This is a genomic window from Demequina maris (assembly GCF_000971155.1).
Taxonomy (GTDB): Bacteria; Actinomycetota; Actinomycetes; order Actinomycetales; family Demequinaceae; genus Demequina; species Demequina maris.
On the sequence record NZ_BBLX01000002.1, the window covers coordinates 345,771 to 368,072 of the forward strand.

The following is a 22,302-nucleotide window of genomic DNA, read 5'->3' on the forward strand; positions in this document are numbered from 1 at the left end:
GCCCCGGCCGGGCGCGTGGGGTCACCCGCGCATCGTCCAGCGGGCATGATGGGGCCATGGTCCGCATCGTCCTGTCCCTGCTGATCACCCTGGTAGCCGCGCTCACGCCGGCCGCCGCGCACGCCGCCGCGCCTGACGGCGGCCGCAGCGTCGAGCGCTGGGACGCCACCTACGACCTGCAGGAGGACGGCTCCGCGCGCGTCACCGTCGAGATCGACTTCGACTTCGGTGACGACCCGGGCCACGGCCCCTACTGGCAGCTGCCCATCCGCCAGGGCTACGACGACTCGTGGGACCGCGTCTACGCCATCACCGACGTGAGCGCCTCGTCGCCGTCGGGGGCGCCCGCGAAGGTCTACCTCGAGGAGGGGCAGTACTGGCTCGTGGTGCGCGTGGGCGACGAGAGCATCGGCGACGTCGACGGCGTGCAGACGTACGTGCTCGAGTACACGGTCCACGACGTGATGAACGAGACCACCGCCGACGAGACCGACTCGGGCGAGGCCGGCGACGAGCTCTACTGGAACGCGATCGGCGACGGCTGGCAGACGCCGATCCGCGACGCGAGCGTGACGGTCGTGGGTGCCGCGGACGTGATCGATGCGGCCTGCTGGGCCGGTCCGACGGGCGCCGACACCGCCTGCGACGGCGCGACGGTCGACGGCGCGGATGCGACGTTCACGCAGGCCTCGCTCGAGCCGGGGGAGCCCTTCACGATCGCGGTGCTGTACCCCGCGGGCACGTACGACACCGAGCCCGCGCTCACCGAGAGCAACGACCTCGCGCACGCGTTCCGCCTCAACGTGTGGACCGTGGGCGGCTTCCTGCTGATCCTGCTGGGCGGGCTCGCGATCCTGGTGCGGCGCATCCGCGGCGCCGGCGCGGACGTCGAGTACGCGGACTTCACGCCCGGCGTCGGGCCGGCCTCGGGGGAGGAGGCCGCGGTGCGCCGCCGCGACAAGCGCGCGCCCGTCGCGGTGGCCTTCGCCCCGCCGGACGGGCTGCGGCCCGGGCAGCTCGGCACGCTGATCGACGAGAAGGCGGACACCCGCGACGTCACCGCGACCATCGTCGACCTCGCGGTGCGCGGCTACCTGGTGGTCGAGGAGGCGGGGGAGAAGGACTACCGCTTCGTCAAGCAGCGCGAGGCGGACGCCGGCCTGTTCCCGTACGAGCAGATGCTCTTCGACGCGGTGTTCGAGGGGCGCTCCGCGGTGACGCTCAGCGAGCTCAAGACCACGTTCCACGCGGACATGCAGGCGGTGCAGAAGCAGCTCTACCGCAACGTGACGAACCACGGCTGGTTCCGCGGCAACCCCTCGCACGCGCGCGGCGCATGGGCCGGCGCCGGCATCGCGCTGCTCGTCGGCGGCGCCTTCGCGACCTTCGCGGCGGCGATGCTCGGCACCACCATCGCGCTCGTGCCGGTCGCGATCGCGCTGCTGGGCCTCGTGGTGCTGGCCACGACCAGCGTCGCGCCCGCGCGCACCGCGGAGGGCTCGCGGATCCTCGCGCAGACCCGTGGCTTCGAGCTCTACCTCGACAAGGCCGAGGCGAACCAGCTGCGCTTCGAGGAGGGGCAGGACATCTTCAGCCGCTACCTGCCCTACGCGATCGCGTTCGGCGTGACCGAGCAGTGGGCCAGGAAGTTCGAGCAGCTGGCCGCCCAGGGCGTGCGTCTCGCCGAGCCCACCTGGTACCGCGGCGCCGCGTACGGCATGTTCTGGATGCATGCCGCCGGCTTCGGGCACCGCATGGACCAGTTCGCCTCGCTCGCCGGCGCCGCGATGAGCGCCCCGACCCCCGGCTCGTCGGGCGGCTCGGGCTTCGGCGGTGGCGGCGGCTTCTCGGGTGGCGGCGGCGGAGGAGGCGGCGGTGGTGGCTGGTGACCCGCGCATCGTCGCCACCCAACCGCCACCGACCACCGACACCGCAAGTCACACATCTGACGACCGGTGGGCGGGGATCTCCGCACGATCGCGGTGCCACCGGTCGCGAGAGGTGTGACTTGCGATGGTGAGCGGCGCGTCGACCGTAGACGGCACGAGGCCCGCGCCCCCGGACGGGGACGCGGGCCTCGTGCGTGCGTCGGGCGTCAGGCCTTGGCGGCCTCCGCCTCCTGCTCCTCGTCGGCGTGCGGGACGGGGTGCTCGCGCTCGAGCGCCGCGCCCTCGACGTCCACGTTGGGGAGGATCCGGTCGAGCCAGGCGGGGAGCCACCACGCCTTCTCGCCCACGAGGTGCATGAGCGACGGCACGATGACCATGCGGACCACGAAGGCGTCGAAGAGGACGCCCATCGCGAGGCCCAGGCCCATCGGGCGGATCATCGCGATGTGCGAGAACACGAAGCCGCCGAACACCGAGATCATGATGATCGCGGCGGCGGTCACGACCGCGCGGCCGTGGCGCAGGCCCGCGACCACCGAGCGGCGGGCGTCCATGCCGTGCACGTACGCCTCGCGCATGCCGGTCGTGAGGAACAGCTGGTAGTCCATCGCGAGGCCGAACAGGATGCCCGTCAGGATGATGGGCAGGAAGCTCAGCACCGGGCCCGGGTCGTGGACGCCGAAGATCGAGCTCAGCCAGCCCCACTGGAACACCGCGGTCACCACGCCGAACGCCGCGAACAGCGACAGCACGAAGCCGAGCGTCGCGATGAGCGGCACGATCAGCGAGCGGAACACGATGATGAGGATGATCAGCGACAGGCCCACGACGATCGCGAGGTAGACCGGCAGCGCCTCGTCGAGCTTCTGCGAGACGTCGATGTTGCCGCTGGCCTCGCCCGCGACGCCGATGACGGTGCCGTCCTCGAGCGGGGAGATGTCGCGGAGGTCCTCGACGAGCTGCGCGGTCGACTCGCTCGACGGGCCCTCCTTCGGGATCACCTGGAAGGCGAGGAAGCCGTTGTCGTCGGAGACGCCGGCCGGGGCGACCGCGTAGACGTCCTCGTTCTCCATGAGCGTGTTGACGACGTCGACCTGGGTGGCGAGGAGGTCGTCGTCCGAGACCGCCTCGGGCAGGTCCGCGGTGACGAGCAGCGTGCCGTTGACGCCCTCGCCGAACTTCTGGTCGACCGCCTTGTAGGCGATGTACTGGGTCGAGTCCTCGGGCTCCTGGGTGCCGTCGGGCAGGCCCAGGCGCATCGACATCGCCGGGATGGCGACGATGAGGAGGCCGATCACCGCGGCGGTGAAGCGCAGCAGCGCGCGGCCGGTGCGCATCGGCTCGATCGGGGCCTCGGTGTGCTCGGCGGCGCCGCGGGACGCGCGTGCCTTCTTGCCGAGCACGCGGTGGCCGATGAGGCCGAGCGCTGCGGGGGTGAGGGTCACGGCGACGAGCACCGCGATGCCGACGCCGAAGGCGCCGACGGTGCCCATGATGCCGAGGAACGGGATGCCGGTGATGTTGAGCGCGAGCAGCGCGACGATGACGGTCGAGCCGGCGAACACGACGGCGTTGCCGGACGTGCCGTTGGCGAGCCCGATCGACTCGTGCAGGTCCATGCCGCGCTTGTACTGCTCACGGTGGCGGTTGACGATGAACAGCGAGTAGTCGATGCCGACCGCGAGCGCGAGCATCACGCCTAGCACCGGCGTGACGGAGGACATCTCGACGACGTCCGAGAAGGCGAGCGCGGTCGCGACGCCCACGCCGACGCCGAGCACCGAGGAGATGATCGGCAGCACGGCCGGCCAGATCGCGCGCATCATCACCATGAGGACGACGAACGCGAGCAGCACGCCGATGATCTCGCCGGCGCCCATGACGCCCTCGACGCTCGTGGCGATGTCTGCCGAGAAGTTGACGGTGACGCCGGCCGGGACGGCGGCGCTGACGAGCGCGATGACCTCGTCCTTGTCCTCCTGCACGACCTCGTAGACGTTGGTGTCGAACTGGATCATGCCCAGCGCGGTGGAACCGTCCTCGGACACGCTGCGGATGCCCGCGGTGGCGTCGGCGAGCTGCGAGCCGAGCTCGAGCTGGGCGGACTGAGCCTCGAGCTCCGCGAGCCCGTCGGTCAGCTGCGTCTGCTGCTCGTCGAGCTGGGCCTGCTGCTCGTCGAGCTGCGCCGCGGCGGCGTCGAGCTGCGCCTGCTGGTCGATGAAGGTCTGCTGCGCGAGCAGGTACGTGGCGTCGGCCTTGGCGGCCTCGATGGCCGCGTCCAGCTGCGCCTGGTTCGCGTCGAGCTGCTCGCGGGCGGCGTCGAGCTGGGCCTGGCCCGCGTCGAGCTGCTCCTGGCCGGCCTCGATCTGCGCGCGACCGTCCTCGATCTGCTGCGGGGCGGCCTCGAGCTGGGCGCGCTGCTCCTCGAGCTGCGCCTGCGTCGCGAAGGGGTCGATGACGCCCGTCACCGCGCCGACCTCCTGCGCCGCGGCGAGCGCCTCGGTCACGCCGGCGATCTGCTCGTCCGTGAAGGCCGAGCCGTCCTCCGTCTGGAACACCGCGCGCGAGGTCCCGCCCGCGAGATCGGGGATCTCCTCCTTGAGCTGGTCCGTGACCTCCTCGGTCTCGAGGCCCGGGATGGAGAAGCTGTCGGTCAGGGTGCCGCCGAAGGCGAGGAAGCCGCCGCCGGCGAGGCCGAGGGCGAGGATCCACGCGAGTATCGCGACGATCGGCCGCATGGCCGACGCGCGGCCGATGCGGTACAGGAGGTGCGCCACAGGGGGAGCCTTTCTCATGGGGTCCAGGGGGGACTGGCGACGATGCCGGGGCCGGCAGTCGGCCGCGCGGGCGGATGCTCCGGGACGGGCGGCTGGGCCTGCGGCCAGTGTAGGACAATTCGGCGAGTTCTACGACAGATGTTGGTTATCGCTTGGTGAACCCTGCCGCGAGGTGCCACAATCTCCGCGTGGACGCGCGCATCGTCAAGACCAGGAGACGCCTGCAGGAGGCGCTCTTCGCGCTCGCGCGCGAGCGCGGCGTCGACGAGGTGTCGGTGAGCGACATCGCCGCGCGCGCGGGTGTCAACCGCAGCACGTTCTACCAGCACTACTCCGACAAGGAGACGCTGCTGGCGGACGCGCTCGACCTGTTCGCGGAGGAGGCGGGGGCGCGGCTCGAGACCATCGAGTTCGGCTCCGACGAGCCGCCCGAGGCGCTCGTGGTGTTCCTCCGCCACATCGAGGAGAACGCCGACCTCTACGCACGCGTCTTCACCGAGCCCGGCTACGGCGCGGTGCTGTCGCGGCTGCGCGCGAACGCGCGGGACGCGATCCGCGACCTCGCACCGGTCGCCGAGCCGATCGTGCCGCGCTCGGTCCCGGTCGACGTGGTCGCGGCCGGCATCACCGGCCTCGTGCTCGGCGTGATCGGCGAGTGGCTCACCATGGCCGACCGTCCGCGCGCGGACGATGCGGCGACCTGGATCTGGCGCATCGTCGCCGGCTTCCCCTCGGCGCGCGCGGGCAACGCCCCCGAAACACCCGCGGGCTAGCATCGGGCGCACGCAGGCCCTCCGCTAGGGGCGGGCCCCGCCCCTCGGGTCCTGCGTCGGAGGCCGCTCATGACCGAGCCCACCATCGTCGACAAGTCCGCCGCGGGTCTCGACGCCCGCCAGTACCACGTGGGCCTCGCGCCGGGGGAGGTCGGCACCGTCGCCCTCCTCCCGGGCGACCCGTTCCGCGTCCCCATGATCGCCGAGCACCTCACGGACGTCACCGACGTCGCCCACAACCGCGAGCACCGCACCATGACCGGGTACTACAAGGGCCGGCTCATCACCGCGACCTCGACCGGCATGGGCTGCCCGTCCACCGCGATCGCGGTCGAGGAGCTCGCGCGCGTGGGCGTGACGTCGTTCATCCGGGTCGGCTCGAGCGCGGCGCTGCAGCCCGGCATCGAGCCCGGCGACCTGCTCGTGTCGGAGGGGTCGCTGCGCAACGACGGCACCACCGCCGCCTACGTGCACCCGGGCTTCCCCGCGGTGCCCGACCTGACCATCGCATCGTCCCTGCGCGAGGTCGCCGAGGAGCTGGTGGAGGGCACCGGCCGCGGCGTGTTCTCCGGGATCAACGCGACCGACGACGCGTTCTACGCCGAGGGCCCGGAGTGGATCGCCGAGCTGTCGCGCATGGGGATCCTCAACGTCGAGATGGAGAGCTCCGCGATGTACGTGGTCGCGCGGCTGCGGGGGCTGCGGGCGGGGATGATCTGCGCGTGCTCGTCGAACCTGGTCGCCGGCGCGAGCCTGTACTCGGAGAAGAACGCCGCGCTCAAGGACGGCTGGCACGCGTCGATCGAGGTCGCGCTCGAGACCGCCGTGCAGCTCGAGCTGTAGGCGCCCGGGGAGGGTCTTGGGCGCTGTCGGTCGTCCCGGTAGACTGGTGTCATAACTGCACAGGGGATGATCGGTTTCGACGTGTGTTTACTTCCGAAGGGAAGCGGGCCGAGAACGCTGAGTTATCTCGTAAACGACCTCAGCAAACCAATAGGTGCCGATTCCAAGCGCACCGACTTCGCCCTCGCTGCCTAAGCGAGCGCCATGAAGTCCGTCAGCCCGGGGGTGTTCCCGACCCGGATCCTGGCGTCGACTAGGGAACTTGCTTCAGCCCTTCGTCACCGGGGGCTGCGGGACTCTTAGATGACTGGGCCCGCTCACCACCTGCCTGATGGTGGGTGAGGGGCCGAGAAAACCTTCTTCAGGCTGCGCCCGGAGAAGACTTCGGTTTGGACATGCGGACCCGGGTTCGATTCCCGGCATCTCCACGGTTGGCGGAAGCCCCCGACGCCCTCGCGGCGCCGGGGGCTTCTGCGCGCCCGGGGGAGCGTCGCATCGTCCCTCCGTCGGCCGCGCCGGCCGCGCCGTGCCCGCGGGGCCCACGCGCTGAACGCGAGCCGACATCTCGATGAATGCGGCCTGAACGTCGGGTTTCTCAACTTTTGTCCGAAGCGCGAAGATAGTACGTTTCCTGAGAGACGCGGTGGTCGAAGGCTGACCGGCCCGCTCGCAGACTCTCCGTCCCCGGAGCCTACGAACAGGAGATCAACGCATGATTCACGCATCACGCCGCGTCGCCGGCCTCACCGCTGCGGCCGCCGCCGCGGCGCTTCTCGCCTTGGCCGCACCCAGTACGGCGCTCGCCGCCAAGGGCGGCAACGCGGAGCCGGGCAAGGGGAAGGGATCTGGCCCGCTTCAGAGCGTCCAGCTCCTGTCCTTCAACGACTATCACGGTCACCTCGAGTCCCCCGACACCGACGACTTCTACGACAGCGAGGCGGCCGGAGGTGGCGAGTACCTCGCGACGATGCTCGACCAGCTGCGCGAGGACGCGCCGAAGGGGCGCTCGCTCACCGTGGCCGCCGGCGACCTCATCGGCGGCTCGCCGTTCCTGTCGGGCCTCTTCCACGACGAGCCCTCGGTCGAGTCGCTCGAGACGATGGGCCTGGACGTCTCGAGCGTGGGCAACCACGAGTTCGACGAGGGCACCGACGAGCTCCTCCGCATGCAGTACGGCGGCTGCCACCCGGTCGACGGCTGCTACTTCGCGGACGACCCGTACGACGGGGCCGGGTTCTCCTGGCTCGCGGCGAACGTCGTGAACAAGGACGGCTCCGGCACGCTGCTGCCGGGCACCACGATCAAGAAGGTCGCCGGCATGAAGATCGGCTTCATCGGCATGACTCTCGAGGACACCCCGACGCTGGTCAGCCCCGTGGGCGTGGCGTCGGTCGACTTCCTCGACGAGGTCGAGACCGCCAACGCGGAGGCCGCGAAGCTGCAGAGGCGCGGGGTCGAGGCGATCGTCGTGCTGCTGCACGAGGGCGGCATCCCGGTCGACGGCGGGGTCAGCGACTGCGACCAGGTCTCCGACCCGATCGAGACGATCGCCGCGGGCATGGACCCGTCGATCGACATGCTCGTCACGGGCCACACCCACCAGCCGTACGTCTGCGCGTTCGACGACCCCGCCGGCGACCCGCGCCTGGTGACCTCGGCGGCGTCCTACGGGCGCGTGGTGACCGAGACGAACCTGGTCATCGACCGCCGCACCGGCGATGTGGACCGTGAGCGCACCACCGCGGTCAACCACATCGTCGAGGGCGTCGAGCCCGACCCCGAGATCACGGCCATCGTCGAGAAGTGGGACGCCCTGTCCGGCCCGCTCGCGGCTCGCGTCGTCGGGTCGGTCGACGAGGACATCACGGGCGATGAGAGCGGGGACCGCGGCATCGAGACGCCGATGGGTGACCTGGTCGCCGACGCCATCCTGTGGGGCACCGACGGCGCGGACGAGGGCGGCGCGGAGATCGCCTTCATGAACATCGGCGGCGTGCGTGCCAGTCTGCTGCTCGCACCGAAGTACGAGGAGGCCGACGGCGAGGTGACGTATGCCGAGGCGTACGACGTCAACCCGTTCGGCAACCTCATCGTCACGGTGGACATGACCGGGGCGGACATCGAGGCGGCGCTCGAGCAGCAGTACGTGGCCGACCGGCGTCGCCCGAACCTGGCGCTCGGCGTCTCCGAGGGCTTCTCCTACACGTGGGACGCCACCCAGCCCGAGGGCAGCAAGGTCGTCGAGGGCTCGATGATGCTGAACGGCGAGCCCATCGACCCCGCGGGCACCTACCGCGTCGCGATGTACAACTTCCTCGCGGGCGGCGGCGACAGCTTCACCGCCTTCACCAACGGCACGAACCTGCTCGGCGGTCCCGAGGACCTCGCGAACTTCGTCGCGTACCTCGAGGCCAACCCGGGCCTGATGGCGCCCGAGGACCGGGTCGCCGGGCTCTGACCCGCTGACACCACAGGGGGCGGTGCCGGGCCCGGGCTCGGCACCGCCTTCGTCGTGCCCCCATACGTCCTGCGGTCGCGTGGGTGCCCCGTTGACACTTGGCGGCACGATTCCGGCCGTCAACGTGTGCCCATGTGTCAACGGGAGACGCGGCGGCCCCGCGCGCGCCCCGTCACTAGGCTCGAAGCATGACGGCGGCGATCATCGCGACCCTCCTGGGCCTCGCCGCACTCGCGTGGAGCGCGGACCGCTTCGTGTCCGGCGCATCGGCCGTCGCGACCCACCTCGGCATGGCGCCGCTGCTGGTCGGCATGCTCGTCGTCGGCTTCGGCACGTCGGCCCCGGAGCTCGTGGTCTCGGCCTTCGCGGCGGCCGGCGGGAACCCCGAGATCGCGCTCGGCAACGCCATGGGCTCCAACATCGCGAACATCGGGCTCATCCTCGGCACGACCGCGATCCTCATCCCGGTGATCGTCCATCGCGGCGTCCTCAGCCGCGAGATGCCGGTGCTGCTCGGCATCACGCTGGTGCTCGGGCTGGTGATGCTGGACGGCAGCATCTCGCGCTTCGATGCGCTCATCCTGCTGCTCGTGCTCGGTGCGCAGCTCGCGTGGTCGATCGGCGCGAGCCGCCGGCGCCGGCCCGACGAGCCCGAGGACGAGCTCGCGCTCGAGGTCGAGGAGCGCGAACGCCGGGCCGGCATGACCAGGCGCGCCGCGTGGGCGTGGACGCTCGGCGGGATGGCGCTGCTCGTGGTGGCGTCGCGCCTGCTGGTGTGGGGCGCGGTGGGCATCGCCGAGCGCCTCGGCTGGTCGGACCTCGTCATCGGCCTCACGGTGGTCGCGATCGGCACGTCCGCCCCCGAGCTCGCGGCCGCGGTCGCCGCCGCGCGGCGCCGGGAGACGGAGCTCGTGCTCGGCAACGTGATCGGCTCGAACATCTTCAACACGCTCGCGGTCGTCGGTCTCGCCGCGCTCATCGCCCCCATGGCGGTCGACCAGGTGGCCGTCACGCGGGATCTGCCGGTCCTGCTGGCGATGACCGCCGCGCTGCTGCTCATGGGCTACCGGCCGGGCGACCACGGCCGGATCAGCCGCGGCGAGGGCGCCCTGCTGCTGACCGCGTGGGTCGTGTACACGGGGGCGCTCGTCGTCACCGCGGGCTGAACCGCGCGCCCCGCGCCCGGCCCGCGCGCGGCCCGCGCCGGGACCTCCGTACCTGCTCGGACGCTTCGCGCCCGCTTACCGTGGACGCGTGCTGACTCTCCCCGAAACCGTCGACGTCCACGCGAAGGCCGCGCACGCCAAGGCGACGCTGTCGCGCACCCCCCTGCGCCTCGTCGTGTCGGCGATGCTCGCCGGCATGTGGATCGGCGTCGGCGACGTCCTCATGTGGTCCGCCGCGGGCCCGCTCCACGTCGACGGCAACCCCTTCGAGAAGCTCGTCGCGGGCAGCGTCTTCGCGGCCGCGCTCACCATCGTCGTCTTCGCCGGATCCGAGCTCGCGACCAGCGCGATGATGATCCTGCCGCTCGGCGCCGTGCGGCGCACCATCTCGTGGCTCCGCGCCGGCGGGGTGCTGCTCGGCATCTTCTTCGCCAACATGCTCGGCGCCTTCGCGTTCGCGTGGGTGATCATCCAGACCGGGATCCTCGCGCACGGCCCGGCGGGGGAGTTCGCCGTCGACACGCTCGCCGGCAAGATCTCCCACACGCCCGCCGAGCTGTTCTGGCGCGGCGTCATGTGCAACGTGCTCGTGTGCGTCGCGATCTGGGCCGCCGCGCGCCTCAAGAACGAGGTCGCGAAGGCCGTCATCATCTTCTGGGGTGTGCTCGCCTTCATCGCCGCCGGCTTCGAGCACGTCGTGGCGAACATGACCACGTTCGCGATCGGCCTGCTGAGCGGCGGCGACGTCACGTGGGGCGACTTCGCCACCAACATGACGTTCGTGGGCCTGGGCAACCTCGTGGGCGGCGCGATCGTGATCGGCTTCGCCTACGCGTACGTGGCCGGCAAGCTCTCGCGGGACGATGCGGCGGGCGCCGAGGCCCTCGTCGAGGAGCCCGAGCCCGTGGTCGCCAACGCGGAGGCCGACTTCGCCTCCGCCGCCAGCCGCTGAGCGTCCGGGCTCAGCGGCCCATCGCGACGCGCTCGGGGCAGTCGAACGGGTCGCGCGCCGCGAGCCCGACCCGGTTGAGGTACGCGATCACGATCCCGTAGGACTCGAGCAGCGTGGTCTCCGTGTAGGGGATGCCGAGCGTCGCGCAGTGCTCGCGGACGATCTCCCGCGCGCGTCCGAGGTGCGGCCGCGCCATCGACGGGAACAGGTGGTGCTCGATCTGGAAGTTGAGCCCGCCCATGAGGATCGACATGACCCAGCCGCCGCGGATGTTGCGGCTCGTGAGCACCTGCTTGGACAGGAAGTCGAGGCGCTCGTCGCGGCCGACGATCGCCATGCCCTTGTGGTTGGGCGCGAACGACGCGCCCATGTACACGCCGAACACCGCCATCTGGACGCCGACGAACGCGAACGCCATGCCCAGCGGCAGGTACAGGAAGATCGGCACGAGGTACAGCCCGAAGTGCAGCGCGATCGACGGCAGCTCGATCCAGCGCTGGCGGCGGGTGCCGCCGGTGATGAGCGAGGCGATCGACCGGTAGTGGAGGTTGAGCCCCTCGAGCGTGAGCAGCGGGAAGAACAGCCAGCCCTGGTGCCGCGTCAGCCAGCGCAGCGGGCCCCGGGCGCGCGCCGCATCGTCCTCGATGAACGAGATCGTGTCGCGCTCGATGTCGGGGTCCTTGCCGACGCGGTTGGGGTTGCCGTGGTGGCGCGTGTGCTTGGTCATCCACCACTGGTGGCTGATGCCCACGACCACGGTCGACAGGAGGCGGCCCAGGCGGTCGTTCGCGGGGCCCGACGCGAGCACGGTGCGGTGCGAGGCCTCGTGGCCCAGGAAGGCGACCTGGGTGAGCACGATGCCGAGCGCCGCGGCCATGAGCAGCTGGAACCACGAGTCGCCGAGCAGGACGATGCCGGTGATCACGCCGCCCAGCGCGAGCGCGAGCGCCGCGCCGAAGACCGAGTAGAAGCCGTACGCGCGACGCATGAGGCCGGTGTCGCGGACGGTCGCGGACAGCTCGGCGAACGACGAGGTCATGCGGTTGAGGGGGAACGATGCGGGCAGGCGCGGTGCGTCTGTCATGGGTCTCCAGGCTCGTGCGGCGACTCCCCAGCCGGGGTGAGCACGGGCGACCGTGCCGTCGATGCGGCAACCCTACGCGACCGTAGGTTAGGTGTCACGACGACGCGCCCGATCGCCCGTCACCCTGGGATGACGCTGTCAGGCCGACGCGTTACGGCGCGACGGTGACGCGGATCTCGGAGCCCCACGGATCGCGCACGGCGACCGTCCGGCCGTCGTCGGCCACCGCCGCGCCGCGATGCGCGAGGCGCTCGCGGAGGGCGCCCAGGTCGTCCGCCGTGGGAAGGACGATGTCCATCGTCCCGAGGCCGAGCGACGCCGCGCGCGGGCCGGCGCCGCGCGAGTTCCACGTGTTCAGGCCGACGTGGTGGTGGTAGCCGCCCGCCGAGACGAACAGCGCCGAGCCCATGTCGAGCACCTCGTCGAAGCCGAGCGTGCCCACGTAGAAGTCCTTGGCCGTGGGGATGTCGCCCACCTGGAGGTGCACGTGGCCCACGCTCGCGGCCGTGGCGGGTGCCGCGACCTCGCCCTCCGTGAGGTGGGTGCGCAGGAAGCCGTTGACGTCGATGTGCTCGGTGCCCATGAGCGGACGCCCGGCCGCGTCGCGCGCCCACGAGCCGCGCGGGCGATCGAAGTACAGCTCGACGCCGTTGCCCTCCGGGTCGTCGAAGTAGAAGGCCTCGCTGACCAGGTGGTCCGCCGCGCCGGTGTACGAGCCGGGCGCGGCCTGCGCGACGCGCACCACCGCGGCCGCGAGGCCCTCGCGCGAGTCGAACAGCACCGCGGTGTGGAACAGCCCGGCACCGCGGCGGTCGAAGCGCGGCAGGCCCCGGGTGGGGGTGAGGGTGACGGCCTCGACCCCGCCGCGGCCGAGCACGTGCCGCTCGCCCTCGACGCGGATCTCGTCGAGCGCCAGCACGTCGCGGTAGTACGCGAGCATCATCTCGAGGTCGTCGACCCGCAGCTCGACGGGGCCCATGCGGGTGCCCGACGCGATCCGGTCCTGCTCCGACGTGCTCATGCCTGCTCCTCGTGCTCGCTGCGTCCCGTTTGGTTGTAGCGTTAACTATATCCGATGCGCGGGCATTCCCGCAGCCCGCCTGGCCGTTCCCGGGCAACGCGCCTGGAATCGCGGCGATACGCTGACGGGGTGACCACCGTCCCCGCGCTGGCCCTGCGAGGGCTCACCAAGCGCTTCGGCTCCACGCTGGCGGTCGACCGCGTCGACCTGGACATCCCGGCGGGGTCCTTCTACGGCGTCGTGGGGCCCAACGGGGCGGGCAAGACGACCACCCTGTCGATGGCGACCGGCCTGCTCGAGCCGGACGCGGGCTCGGTGGCGGTGCTCGGCGTGGACCTGTGGGCCGCGCCCGAGGTCGCCAAGCCGCTGCTCGGGGTCCTGCCCGACGGCCTGCACACCTTCGACCGGCTCACCGGTGCCGAGCTCATCTCGTACGCGGGCCGCCTGCGCGGCCTCGACCGCGACACGGTGCGCGCGCGCCGCGACGACCTGCTCGCGGCGCTCGACCTCGAGGACGCCGGCTCGGTGCTCGTCATGGACTACAGCGCCGGCATGACCAAGAAGGTCGGGCTCGCGTGCGCGCTCGTGCATGCTCCGCGGGTGCTCGTCCTCGACGAGCCCTTCGAGGCGGTCGACCCCGTTTCCGCGGGCGCCATCCGCCGCATCCTGGCGGCCTTCGTCGAGTCCGGCGGCACCGTCGTCATGTCCTCGCACGTGATGGCGCTCGTCGAGCGCCTGTGCGACCACGTCGCCGTCGTGGGCGCCGGACGTGTCCTCGACGCGGGCCCGCTCGGCGACGTGCGCGGCGGCGGCGACCTCGAGGAGCGCTTCGTCGCGCTCGTGGGCGACGTCCGCGACCAGCGGGACCTCACGTGGTTGCGACAGTCGTAGGCATCCGCCTGCGCACCACGCGCCACCTGCTGCGGCGCGACTGGTGGCGCGCGGTGGTGCTCGCGCTCGGCCTGCTGTGGGGGCTCGCGATGCTGCCGACGCTGCTCATCGCGCAGGCCGCGCTCGCGGGCCAGGACGCCGGCATCCGGGCCGATGCGCTGGTCGCCCTGTGCTCCGTGCTGTGCGTGGGCTGGGCGACCGTGCCGCTCGTGGTCGCGGGCCTCGACGACACGCTCGAGCCCGCCCGCTTCCGCTCGCTCGGCGTCCCCGCGCGGACGATCATGCCCGGGCTCGTCGCGGCGGCCTTCCTCACGCTCCCCGCGCTGTTCTTCGCGCTGCTCATGGTGATCCTCGGCGCCTCGTGGCGAGGCGAGGGCGCCGCCGTGCTGCTCGTCGCGCTCGCCGGCCTGGGCCTCATGCTCGCCTCGATGGTGATGGGCGCGCGGGTCAGCGCCGCGTGGGCGGCCCGGCTGCTGTCCTCGCGCCGGGCCAAGCTCGCGACCGTGGCCGCGATGGTCGTGGGTCTCGCGGCGATCGCCCCGGTCGCGCTCGCGCTGTTCCGGGACGGCCTCACCTCGGTGCTGGCCGAGGACGTGGAGATCCTGCTGAGCCGCCTCGCGGACTCGCCGCTCGGCGCCGGCGCCGCGGCTCCCCGTGCCGCCGCCGAGGGCGACTGGCTGGGCGCCGCCTGGCGGCTCGCGCTGCAGGCCGGATGGGCGCTCGCGCTGCTCGCGGTGTGGCACGAGAACGTAGCCCGGAGCCTCGTCGCGCCGCTCGGGCGCGGGGGAGGCGCCCGGCGCCACCACGACCGCGTGCTCGACCCCACCCGCACCCCCGCGACGCCGCGCGACCCCGCGGCCGGCGCGGTGCACGCGCGGCTCGCGCGGGCGTGGACGTCCGACCCGCGCTACCTCGCCTCGCTCGCGGGCGTGCTGCTCCTGCCCGCGTTCTTCTTCGCGCTCGTCATGCCCGTCTTCGACCTCGACCGCCGGTGGGCGTACGTGGTGCCCCTCATGCTCGCGGCGACCATCGGCTGGGGCCGCCACAACGACGTCGCGTTCGACTCGACGGGCCTGTGGCTCGACGTGGTGTCGGGGCGGCTGGGCCGCGCGGTCATGGGCGGGCGCCTCGCGGCCGCCGCCGGGTGGGCGCTGCCGCTCGTGCTCGCCGCGGCCGTCGGCACCGTCGTCTGGACCGGCCGGTGGCACGATGCGCCGGGCCTGCTGGGCGCGTGCGTCGGCGTGCTCGGGGTGAGCCTCGCGGTCGCGGCGGTGAGCGCCGTGCTGCTGCCGTACCGGGCGCCGGCCCCCGGTGCGAGCCCGTTCGGCGCCGAGGTGGGCGCCGTGGGCGCCGGCCTGGCGGCGCAGCTCGCGTCGTCTCTCGTGGCGCTCGGCCTCGTGCCGTTCGTGGTGGTCCCGTTCGTGCTGTCCCTCACCCTCGCCCCGGCGTGGGGCTGGCTCGCGTGCGTCGCGGGCCTCGTCGCCGGCATCGGCGCGTACGTGGGGGCGCTGCGGCTCGCGGGGATGCTCTACGACCGCCGGTCGGGGCGCCTGCTCGCCGCCGTCGCGTGACCGTCCCGCCGCATCGTCCCCGGGCCCTGGCCACGGCCCCCGGCGCGCGTACCATGGTGCGCATGAGCGAGACCCTTGAGCCGATGACGCAGCCCCAGGGCGGCACCGCCACGATCGAGCGGACCGACACCCGCGAGCTCGTCGAGCCCGGCGACGCGGAGCGCTTCGCGCACTACGTCAAGAAGGAGAAGATCCTCGAGTCCGCGATGTCCGGCGAGCCGGTCATCGCGCTGTGCGGCAAGGTGTGGGTGCCCGGCCGCGACCCGAACCGCTTCCCCGTGTGCCCCGCGTGCAAGGAGATCCTCGACGCGGCGTTCGGCTCCGACGACGACGAGTAAAGGCCCGTCGGCTGGTCCCGGCCGTACTCTTGAGCCATGGGGACCCGGGAGCAGCTCGACGCGCAGGCGGGCGTGGGCACGCGCGTGCAAGATCCCTGGGTCACGATCGTGTGGAACGACCCGGTCAACCTCATGAGCTACGTCACGCGCGTGTTCCAGGAGTACTTCCACCTGCCCCGTCACGAGGCGGAGGCGCGCATGCGCGAGGTGCATGAGAACGGGCGCTCGATCCTGAGCGCGGGCAGCCGCGAGCAGATGGAGGTGCACGTGCAGGCGATGCACTCCTACGGCCTGTGGGCGACCCTCGAGCGGAGCGGCAAGTGAAGGGATTCGCCGAGCGGGACGGCGCCGCCGTCGCGACGCTCGACGACGACGAGCGCCTCGTGATCGCCCGCATCGTCGCGGACGTGGGCCTGCTGCTGGGCGGCGAGGACTTCGGCGCCGAGCGCCAGTCGAGCCTGCCGCACCGCGAGGACCTCGCCGAGGCGCTGGCCTTCCTCGACGCGCTCGCGGACTCGCCGGCCGAGCCCGACGACCCCGCGCTGCTGCGCCTGCTGCCCAACGCGGCGCCCGAGGACCGCGAGGTGGCGGAGGAGTTCCGCCGCCTCACGCAGGACGACCTGCGCGCGTCGAAGCTCGCGCGCCTGCGCCGCATCTGGGACGAGCTCAGCACGGAGGGCGGCGAGTGGGTGGTCCCCGAGGCCGACGTCATGGCGACCGCCGCGGCGCTCACCGACGTGCGGCTCGTGCTCGCGTCCCGCCTCGGTCTCGAGCGCGACGAGGACGCCGAGGCGCTCCACGAGGAGATCGCCCGCGCCACCGCGGCGCTCGAGCAGGCGTCGCCCGCCGAGGTGGGGATCGACCCCGAGCGGCTGTGGCTCGGCATGGTCTACGACGCCCTCACGTGGCTCCAGGAGTCCCTGGTGTCGCTCACGCTAGGAGGACAGCGATGAACGACGCGCCGATCGGCGTGTTCGACTCGGGCGTGGGCGGCCTCACCGTCGCCCGCGCGATCATGGACACCATGCCGCACGAGTCCGTGCACTACGTGGGCGACACCGCCCACGGCCCCTACGGGCCCCTTCCCATCGCGGACGTCCGTCGTCACGCGCTGGACATCATGGACGCGCTCGTCGCCGACGGCGTGAAGACCCTGGTGATCGCGTGCAACACGGCCTCCGCGGCGGTGCTCCGCGACGCGCGCGAGCGCTTCTCGAAGGAGCGCGGCGTACCCGTGGTGGAGGTCATCATCCCCGCGGCCCGGCGCGCCGCGTCGCTGTCCCGCACCCGGCACGTGGGCGTCATCGGCACGCGCGCGACCGTGACGTCGGGCGCGTACGAGGACGCGCTTGCCGCGGCCCCCGACATCCAGGTCACCAGCCAGGCGTGCCCGCGCTTCGTCGAGCTCGTCGAGGCGGGGGAGACCTCCGGCCCCGAGGTGCTGCGCGTCGCGCACGAGTACCTCGAGCCGCTGCAGGAGGCCGGCGTCGACACGCTCATCCTCGGCTGCACGCACTATCCGCTGCTCGCCGGCGCGATCGGCTACGTCATGGGCCCCGACGTCACGCTCGTCGACTCGGCGTCCGAGACCGCGCGCGACGTCTACCGCGTGCTCGCGGCGAATGGCCTCGAGAACTCCGGCACCACGCCGCCCACCCACCGCTTCTACGCCACCGGCCCGCGCGACCGCTTCGAGGCGCTCGCGCAGCGCTTCCTCGGGCCCGTCGTGACGCAGGTCGAGCCGCTCCGCGACGCGAAGGCGCTGTCATGAGGCTCACCGTCGTCGGCTCCGCCGGCTCCACCGCGGGCCCCGAGTCGCCCGCGTCCTGCTACCTCGTCGAGGCGGAGGACGCCGACGGCCGCACGTGGCGCATCGTCCTCGACCTCGGCTCGGGCGCGATCGGCCCGCTCCAGCGGCACTGCGACCCCGCGCGCGTCGACGCCCTGGTCGTGTCGCACGGCCACCCGGACCACTGCGCGGACCTCGCCGCGCTGTCCGTGCTGCGCCGCTACGGCCCGTCCAAGGACGACGCGCTGCCGCCGCTGCCGCTGTACGGTCCCGTCGGCATCGACGACCGCATCGTCGAGATCGCCGGCGGCGGCGACCGCAACGACCTCGAGCCGTTCGCGTTCATGCCCGTCGACGGGGACGATGCGGTCGAGGTCGGGCCCTTCACCCTCACCTTCGCGCGCGCCTGGCATCCGGTTCCTGCGAACGCGGTGCGCGTGGCCGGCCCGTCCGCCGCGAACGGCGAGGCGACGCTCGTGTTCACGGGCGACACCGACCGCTGCGACGAGGTGCTCGAGCTGGCGCGCGACTGCGACGTGCTGCTCGCCGAGGCCGGCTGGGCGCACTCGCGGGTCAACCCCGAGGGCGTCCACATGAACGGCACGCAGGCGGGCACGCTCGCGCGCGACGCCGGCGTGGGCGAGCTCGTGGTGACCCACGTCGCGTCGTGGGTGGAGCCCGCGCCGACGCTCGAGCTCGCGGCCGTCGCCTACGGCGCCCCGGTCTCGCTCGCGGTCCCTGGCCGCACCGTGGTGCTCTGACCGCGACGTTAGGCTCGTCACCATGACGATCACCCGCGCCGACGGCCGCACCCCCGACCAGCTCCGCCCCATCGCCTTCGAGCGCGGCTTCCAGAAGAACGCCGAGGGCTCGTGCCTCGTGACGTTCGGCGGGACGCGCGTGCTCTGCTCCGCCTCGTTCACCGAGGGCGTGCCGCGGTGGAAGAAGGGCTCCGGCGAGGGCTGGGTCACCGCCGAGTACGCGATGCTCCCGCGCGCGACCAACACCCGCAACGACCGCGAGTCCGTGCGCGGCAAGATCGGCGGCCGCACGCACGAGATCAGCCGGCTGATCGGACGCTCGCTGCGCGCGATCATCGACGTCAAGGCGCTGGGGGAGAACACCATCGTGCTCGACTGCGACGTGCTCGACGCAGACGGCGGCACCCGCACCGCCGCGATCACCGGCGCGTACGTGGCGCTCGCGGACGCGATCGAGTGGGGCCGCAAGCACGGCGCGATCAAGCCCGGCGCGCAGCCGCTGACCGGCTCCGTGTCGGCGGTGTCGGTGGGCATCATCGACGGCACCCCCATGCTCGACCTGCCGTACGTCGAGGACGTGCGCGCGGAGACCGACATGAACGTCGTCATGACGGGCGTGGGCGGCTTCGTCGAGGTGCAGGGCACCGCCGAGGGAGCGCCGTTCTCCAAGGACGAGCTCGACGCGCTGCTCGCGCTCGCGACGCAGGGCAACGCGGACCTCGCGGTGCTCCAGGCGCTCGCCCTCGAGCCCGCGCAGGCCTGATCGTGGCGCGCCTCGCGATCGCGACCCACAACGCGCACAAGGTCGGGGAGATCTGGGGCATCCTCGCCCCGGCCGTGCCCGGCCTGGCGCGCGAGGACGTGGCCTCCGCCGGCGAGCTCGGCGCCCCGTCGCCCGTCGAGGACGGCGTCACGTTCGAGCAGAACGCGCTCATCAAGGCCCGGGCGCTCGCCGCATCGTCCGGCCTGCCCGCCATCGCGGACGACTCGGGCATCGCCGTCGACGTGATGGGCGGCGCGCCCGGCATCTTCTCGGCGCTGTGGTCGGGCCGGCACGGCGCGGACCGCGAGAACCTCGAGCTGCTGCTCGCGCAGATGGCCGACATCCCCGACGAGCACCGCGGCGCGGCCTTCGTGTGCGCCGCCGCGCTCGTCACGCCGGACGGCGGCGAGCTCGTCGTGATCGGCCGCATGCCCGGGCGCCTCACGCGCGAGCCCGCGGGCGAGGCGGGCTTCGGCTACGACCCGATCTTCGTCGCGGAGGGCGAGCCCGTCACCAACGCGGAGCTCGACCCGGCGCGCAAGAACGAGATCTCGCACCGCGGCCGCGCGTTCCGCGAGCTCGCGCCGCACGTGGCGGCGGTGCTCGGGGCCTGACGATGCCCGCCTCGGGCGGCCCAGTCCTCCCGGACCACCTGGCGCCGGGCCTGCGGGCCGTGTTCTGCGGCACCGCACCCGGGCTCGCGTCGGCGGCCCGCGGCCACTACTACGCCGGCCCCGGCAACCGGTTCTGGGAGTACCTGGCCGCCGCGCGCATCGTCCCCGCGCCGCTCACGGCGGAGGACGATGCGCGGGTCACCGCGTTCGGGATCGGCCTCACCGACCTGGTCAAGACCATGGCGCAGAGCCACGACCGCGGTCTGCCGTACGACGTGCCCGCGCTCGCCGCGAAGCTGGACGCGCATCGTCCCGCGTGGATCGCGTTCACCTCGAAGGAGGCCGGCACGCAGGCCGCCCGCTGGCTGGGGCGGCCGCGCCCCGGCCTGGGCGCGCAGGACTGGGACCTCGCGGGCTCACGCGTGTTCGTGCTGCCCAGCCCGAGCGGCCGCAACCAGGGCCGTGCCTCCTACGACGGACGCCCGACCCGCCTCGCGTGGTGGGAGGAGCTGGGGGAGCGGCTGCGCGAGACCTGAGTCAGGACAGCGCGCCGCAGTGCGCGAGCGCCTGGCGCAGCAGCACGTGCTGGCCGCCGGCCATCTCGCCCGCGACGTCGTCGCTCGCGGCCTCCTCGGGCGACAGCCACGTGAGATCCAGCGCGTCCTGCTGCGGCTCGCAGTGCCCCTCGACCGGGACCACGTAGACGAGCGCGGTCGCGTGCTGCCGCGAGTCGTGGAACGGGGTGACGCCCTTCGTGGGGAAGTACTCGGCGACCGCGACGGGCACCGGCGACACCGGCACCTGCGGCATCGCACCGAGGCCCAGGTCCTTCTCGAGGTTGCGCACGATCGCGTCGCGGATGCGCTCGTGGTAGAGCACGCGGCCCGCCACGATCGCGCGGGAGATCACGCCGTCGTAGGCGCGCAGCAGCAGGCCCACCTCGGTGATCTCGCCCATGGGATTAATCCGGACGGGGATCACGTTCACATACAGCATCGGGAGCTGAGAGCGCACGTGCTGCAGCTCCCGGTCGGAGAGCCAGCCAATCGGCTCGTCGGGCAGCTCGGCCATGTCGGTCATGAGTCTTTTCTACCTTGTGGCCGCGCGTGGTCCGACAACCGCGCCGAGACGTGACAACCTGGATACCGAAACACCGTACTGAGGGGAATGGTAGGATACCCCCCGGGGTATACGCCGAAGAGAGGAACCCATGGCAACGATCGACCTGACCACCGAGACCTTCGATGAGACCGTGAGCAAGGACGGCATCGTCCTCGTCGACTTCTGGGCGGACTGGTGCGGCCCCTGCAAGCGCTTCGCGCCCATCTTCGAGCAGTCGTCGGACGCCAAGCCCGAGATCGTGCACGCCAAGGTCGACACCGAGGCCCAGCAGGAGCTCGGCATCAAGTACGGCGTCACCGCGATCCCCACGCTGATGGCCTTCCGCGACGGCATCATGGTCTTCAACCAGGCCGGCGCGCTGCCCGGCCCGGCCCTGCAGCAGCTGGTCGACGCGGTCGAGGGTCTCGACATGGACGAGGTCCGCGCGAAGATCGCCGAGCACGAGGCCTCGCAGCACTAAGCCTTCACGCACGCGGGCCCGGTCCTCCCTCGGGAGGGCCGGGCCCTCGTCGTCTCCGGGGTGGCACGGCCCGCGCCCGCCGACTCGTCGCAACCGGCGGGCGGCCGACCGCCGACTCGTCGCAACCGGCGTACGTCGCCGGGGTGGCGCCGCGCGACCAGGGACGATGCCCGCGAGCCTCGATCTGTACGCCGGTTCGGTCGCGCCTGCAGGCGGGTCAGGCGGTCGCGGCGACGATGGCCACGACCCCGAGCGCGATGACCGCGACGGCGGCGGCGATGCCGAGCCCGCGGACGATGCGCGGCGACACCCGGGCGCCGATCACGGCACCGACGATCGCGAGCCCGGCCTGCCACAGCAGCGACGCGAGCCCGGCCGCGACGACGAAGACCGCGGGGCCGTAGGCGGCGGTGGTGACGGTGGTGACCACCGCGGCAAGAGCGAGGAAGTAGACGACCGTCGCCGGGTTGAGCGCCGTGAGCCCCACGAACCGCACGTAGACGTGCCACGGCCGGCCGGTGACCGCCTCGCCCGGCGTCGGGGGCGGACGCAGCGCGCCTCGCAGCAGCACCACGCCCACGCCGATGATGACGATTCCGGACGCGACCCCGATGGTCGTCATCCACGGCTGGAGGGCATCGACGAAGTACGCCCCCACGCCCACCGCGACCGCGCAGTAGACGAGGTCGACGGACGCCACCCCGGACGCCGCGGCGAGGCCCGAGCGCAGGCCCTGCACCATCGACTCGCGCAGGATGAGCAGCCCCACCGCGCCCAGCGGCATCGCGACCGCGAGGCCCGCGACGAAGCCCGCCGCGGCGAGGGTGAGGAGGTCATGGGTCACTGCGCCATTGTGGTGCTGACCAGCGCGGATGCGGAAGACCCCGTGCCGGGATGTCCGGCACGGGGTTCATGGTGCGCGAGGGGGGACTTGAACCCCCACGCCCGAAGACACTGGAACCTAAATCCAGCGCGTCTGCCAATTCCGCCACTCGCGCGCGCGGTCAAGGATACGGGGCCGGACGTCGCT

At 72.6% G+C, this 22,302-nt stretch carries 22 protein-coding genes, 1 tRNA gene and 1 other RNA gene; 18 read left to right on the plus strand and 6 right to left on the minus strand.

What is annotated here, in order from left to right; translation table 11 throughout:
• Positions 1–56: 56 nt before the first annotated feature.
• Positions 57–1,889, plus strand: a complete 1,833-nt coding sequence (locus AOM02_RS14540; protein WP_062296829.1) for a DUF2207 domain-containing protein — start codon at positions 57–59, stop codon at positions 1,887–1,889.
• A 206-nt stretch (positions 1,890–2,095) separates the two neighbouring features.
• Here AOM02_RS14540 and AOM02_RS03875 read toward each other — a convergent pair whose 3' ends face one another.
• Positions 2,096–4,666 carry an MMPL family transporter gene (locus AOM02_RS03875; RefSeq protein ID WP_062296831.1) on the minus strand — a complete coding sequence of 857 codons (2,571 nt, stop codon included), beginning with the start codon at positions 4,664–4,666 and terminating at the stop codon, positions 2,096–2,098.
• A 188-nt stretch (positions 4,667–4,854) separates the two neighbouring features.
• Between AOM02_RS03875 and AOM02_RS03880 the strand changes: the two genes are divergently transcribed.
• From AOM02_RS03880 to AOM02_RS03905, 6 genes are all read left to right on the plus strand, one after another.
• Positions 4,855–5,439, plus strand: a complete 585-nt coding sequence (locus tag AOM02_RS03880) for a TetR/AcrR family transcriptional regulator (protein WP_062296833.1) — start codon at positions 4,855–4,857, stop codon at positions 5,437–5,439.
• A gap of 69 nt (positions 5,440–5,508) precedes the next feature.
• Positions 5,509–6,282 (plus strand): nucleoside phosphorylase, encoded by a 774-nt coding sequence (locus AOM02_RS03885; RefSeq protein WP_062296835.1) that lies wholly within the window; start codon positions 5,509–5,511, stop codon positions 6,280–6,282.
• Between the two features lie 62 nt (positions 6,283–6,344).
• Positions 6,345–6,713: a transfer-messenger RNA gene (ssrA, locus tag AOM02_RS03890) on the plus strand.
• A 281-nt stretch (positions 6,714–6,994) separates the two neighbouring features.
• Positions 6,995–8,740: a bifunctional metallophosphatase/5'-nucleotidase gene (locus tag AOM02_RS03895; protein ID WP_062296837.1), complete on the plus strand. Its 1,746-nt coding sequence runs from the start codon at positions 6,995–6,997 to the stop codon at positions 8,738–8,740.
• 188 nt (positions 8,741–8,928) lie between these two features.
• A complete protein-coding gene (locus tag AOM02_RS03900; protein ID WP_062296839.1) occupies positions 8,929–9,906 on the plus strand; it encodes a calcium/sodium antiporter in 978 nt (325 codons plus the stop codon).
• Between the two features lie 88 nt (positions 9,907–9,994).
• Entirely contained in the window at positions 9,995–10,858 is an 864-nt protein-coding gene (locus AOM02_RS03905; protein WP_082104855.1) for a formate/nitrite transporter family protein, read from the plus strand.
• 10 nt (positions 10,859–10,868) lie between these two features.
• Here AOM02_RS03905 and AOM02_RS03910 read toward each other — a convergent pair whose 3' ends face one another.
• Positions 10,869–11,942 (minus strand): fatty acid desaturase family protein, encoded by a 1,074-nt coding sequence (locus tag AOM02_RS03910; protein ID WP_228373765.1) that lies wholly within the window; start codon positions 11,940–11,942, stop codon positions 10,869–10,871.
• 151 nt (positions 11,943–12,093) lie between these two features.
• Entirely contained in the window at positions 12,094–12,963 is an 870-nt protein-coding gene (locus tag AOM02_RS03915) for a VOC family protein (RefSeq protein WP_062296842.1), read from the minus strand.
• Between the two features lie 129 nt (positions 12,964–13,092).
• Here AOM02_RS03915 and AOM02_RS03920 point away from each other — a divergent pair, with 129 nt between their 5' ends.
• The 10 genes from AOM02_RS03920 (at position 13,093) to AOM02_RS03965 (ending at position 20,226) form a co-directional block, all read left to right on the plus strand.
• Positions 13,093–13,854, plus strand: coding sequence for an ABC transporter ATP-binding protein (locus tag AOM02_RS03920; protein WP_062296844.1), 762 nt, complete (start codon positions 13,093–13,095; stop codon positions 13,852–13,854).
• Positions 13,836–15,425, plus strand: coding sequence for a hypothetical protein (locus tag AOM02_RS03925; protein WP_062296846.1), 1,590 nt, complete (start codon positions 13,836–13,838; stop codon positions 15,423–15,425). The genes AOM02_RS03920 and AOM02_RS03925 overlap by 19 nt, the downstream gene beginning before the upstream one ends.
• Positions 15,426–15,487: 62 nt before the next feature.
• A complete protein-coding gene (locus AOM02_RS03930; RefSeq protein WP_082099607.1) occupies positions 15,488–15,763 on the plus strand; it encodes a DUF3039 domain-containing protein in 276 nt (91 codons plus the stop codon).
• A 36-nt stretch (positions 15,764–15,799) separates the two neighbouring features.
• The gene (gene clpS / locus AOM02_RS03935) at positions 15,800–16,087 is read left to right on the plus strand and encodes an ATP-dependent Clp protease adapter ClpS (RefSeq protein WP_062296857.1); all 288 of its coding nucleotides are present in this window, start codon (positions 15,800–15,802) and stop codon (positions 16,085–16,087) included.
• The gene (locus tag AOM02_RS03940; protein ID WP_062296859.1) at positions 16,084–16,716 is read left to right on the plus strand and encodes a DUF2017 family protein; all 633 of its coding nucleotides are present in this window, start codon (positions 16,084–16,086) and stop codon (positions 16,714–16,716) included. Before clpS ends, AOM02_RS03940 begins: the two co-directional genes overlap by 4 nt.
• Positions 16,713–17,534, plus strand: coding sequence for a glutamate racemase (murI, locus tag AOM02_RS03945; protein WP_062296861.1), 822 nt, complete (start codon positions 16,713–16,715; stop codon positions 17,532–17,534). Before AOM02_RS03940 ends, murI begins: the two co-directional genes overlap by 4 nt.
• Positions 17,531–18,313, plus strand: a complete 783-nt coding sequence (locus tag AOM02_RS03950) for an MBL fold metallo-hydrolase (RefSeq protein WP_062296863.1) — start codon at positions 17,531–17,533, stop codon at positions 18,311–18,313. Before murI ends, AOM02_RS03950 begins: the two co-directional genes overlap by 4 nt.
• Positions 18,314–18,335: 22 nt before the next feature.
• The gene (gene rph, locus AOM02_RS03955) at positions 18,336–19,076 is read left to right on the plus strand and encodes a ribonuclease PH (protein WP_062296865.1); all 741 of its coding nucleotides are present in this window, start codon (positions 18,336–18,338) and stop codon (positions 19,074–19,076) included.
• A 2-nt stretch (positions 19,077–19,078) separates the two neighbouring features.
• Positions 19,079–19,690 carry an RdgB/HAM1 family non-canonical purine NTP pyrophosphatase gene (gene rdgB / locus AOM02_RS03960; protein WP_439645390.1) on the plus strand — a complete coding sequence of 204 codons (612 nt, stop codon included), beginning with the start codon at positions 19,079–19,081 and terminating at the stop codon, positions 19,688–19,690.
• 2 nt (positions 19,691–19,692) lie between these two features.
• A complete protein-coding gene (locus tag AOM02_RS03965) occupies positions 19,693–20,226 on the plus strand; it encodes a mismatch-specific DNA-glycosylase (protein WP_062296867.1) in 534 nt (177 codons plus the stop codon).
• 1 nt (position 20,227) lies between these two features.
• Here AOM02_RS03965 and AOM02_RS03970 read toward each other — a convergent pair whose 3' ends face one another.
• Entirely contained in the window at positions 20,228–20,770 is a 543-nt protein-coding gene (locus AOM02_RS03970) for a DUF4916 domain-containing protein (RefSeq protein WP_156156065.1), read from the minus strand.
• A 130-nt stretch (positions 20,771–20,900) separates the two neighbouring features.
• On the opposite strand from AOM02_RS03970, the gene trxA reads away from it, so the two are divergent.
• Entirely contained in the window at positions 20,901–21,272 is a 372-nt protein-coding gene (gene trxA, locus AOM02_RS03975; RefSeq protein WP_062296869.1) for a thioredoxin, read from the plus strand.
• Between the two features lie 217 nt (positions 21,273–21,489).
• On the opposite strand, the gene AOM02_RS03980 is transcribed toward trxA, so the two are convergent.
• Both AOM02_RS03980 and AOM02_RS03985 read right to left on the minus strand, forming a co-directional pair.
• Positions 21,490–22,116 (minus strand): LysE family transporter, encoded by a 627-nt coding sequence (locus AOM02_RS03980; protein ID WP_062296871.1) that lies wholly within the window; start codon positions 22,114–22,116, stop codon positions 21,490–21,492.
• A 69-nt stretch (positions 22,117–22,185) separates the two neighbouring features.
• Positions 22,186–22,270, minus strand: a tRNA-Leu gene (locus AOM02_RS03985).
• Positions 22,271–22,302: the final 32 nt, after the last annotated feature.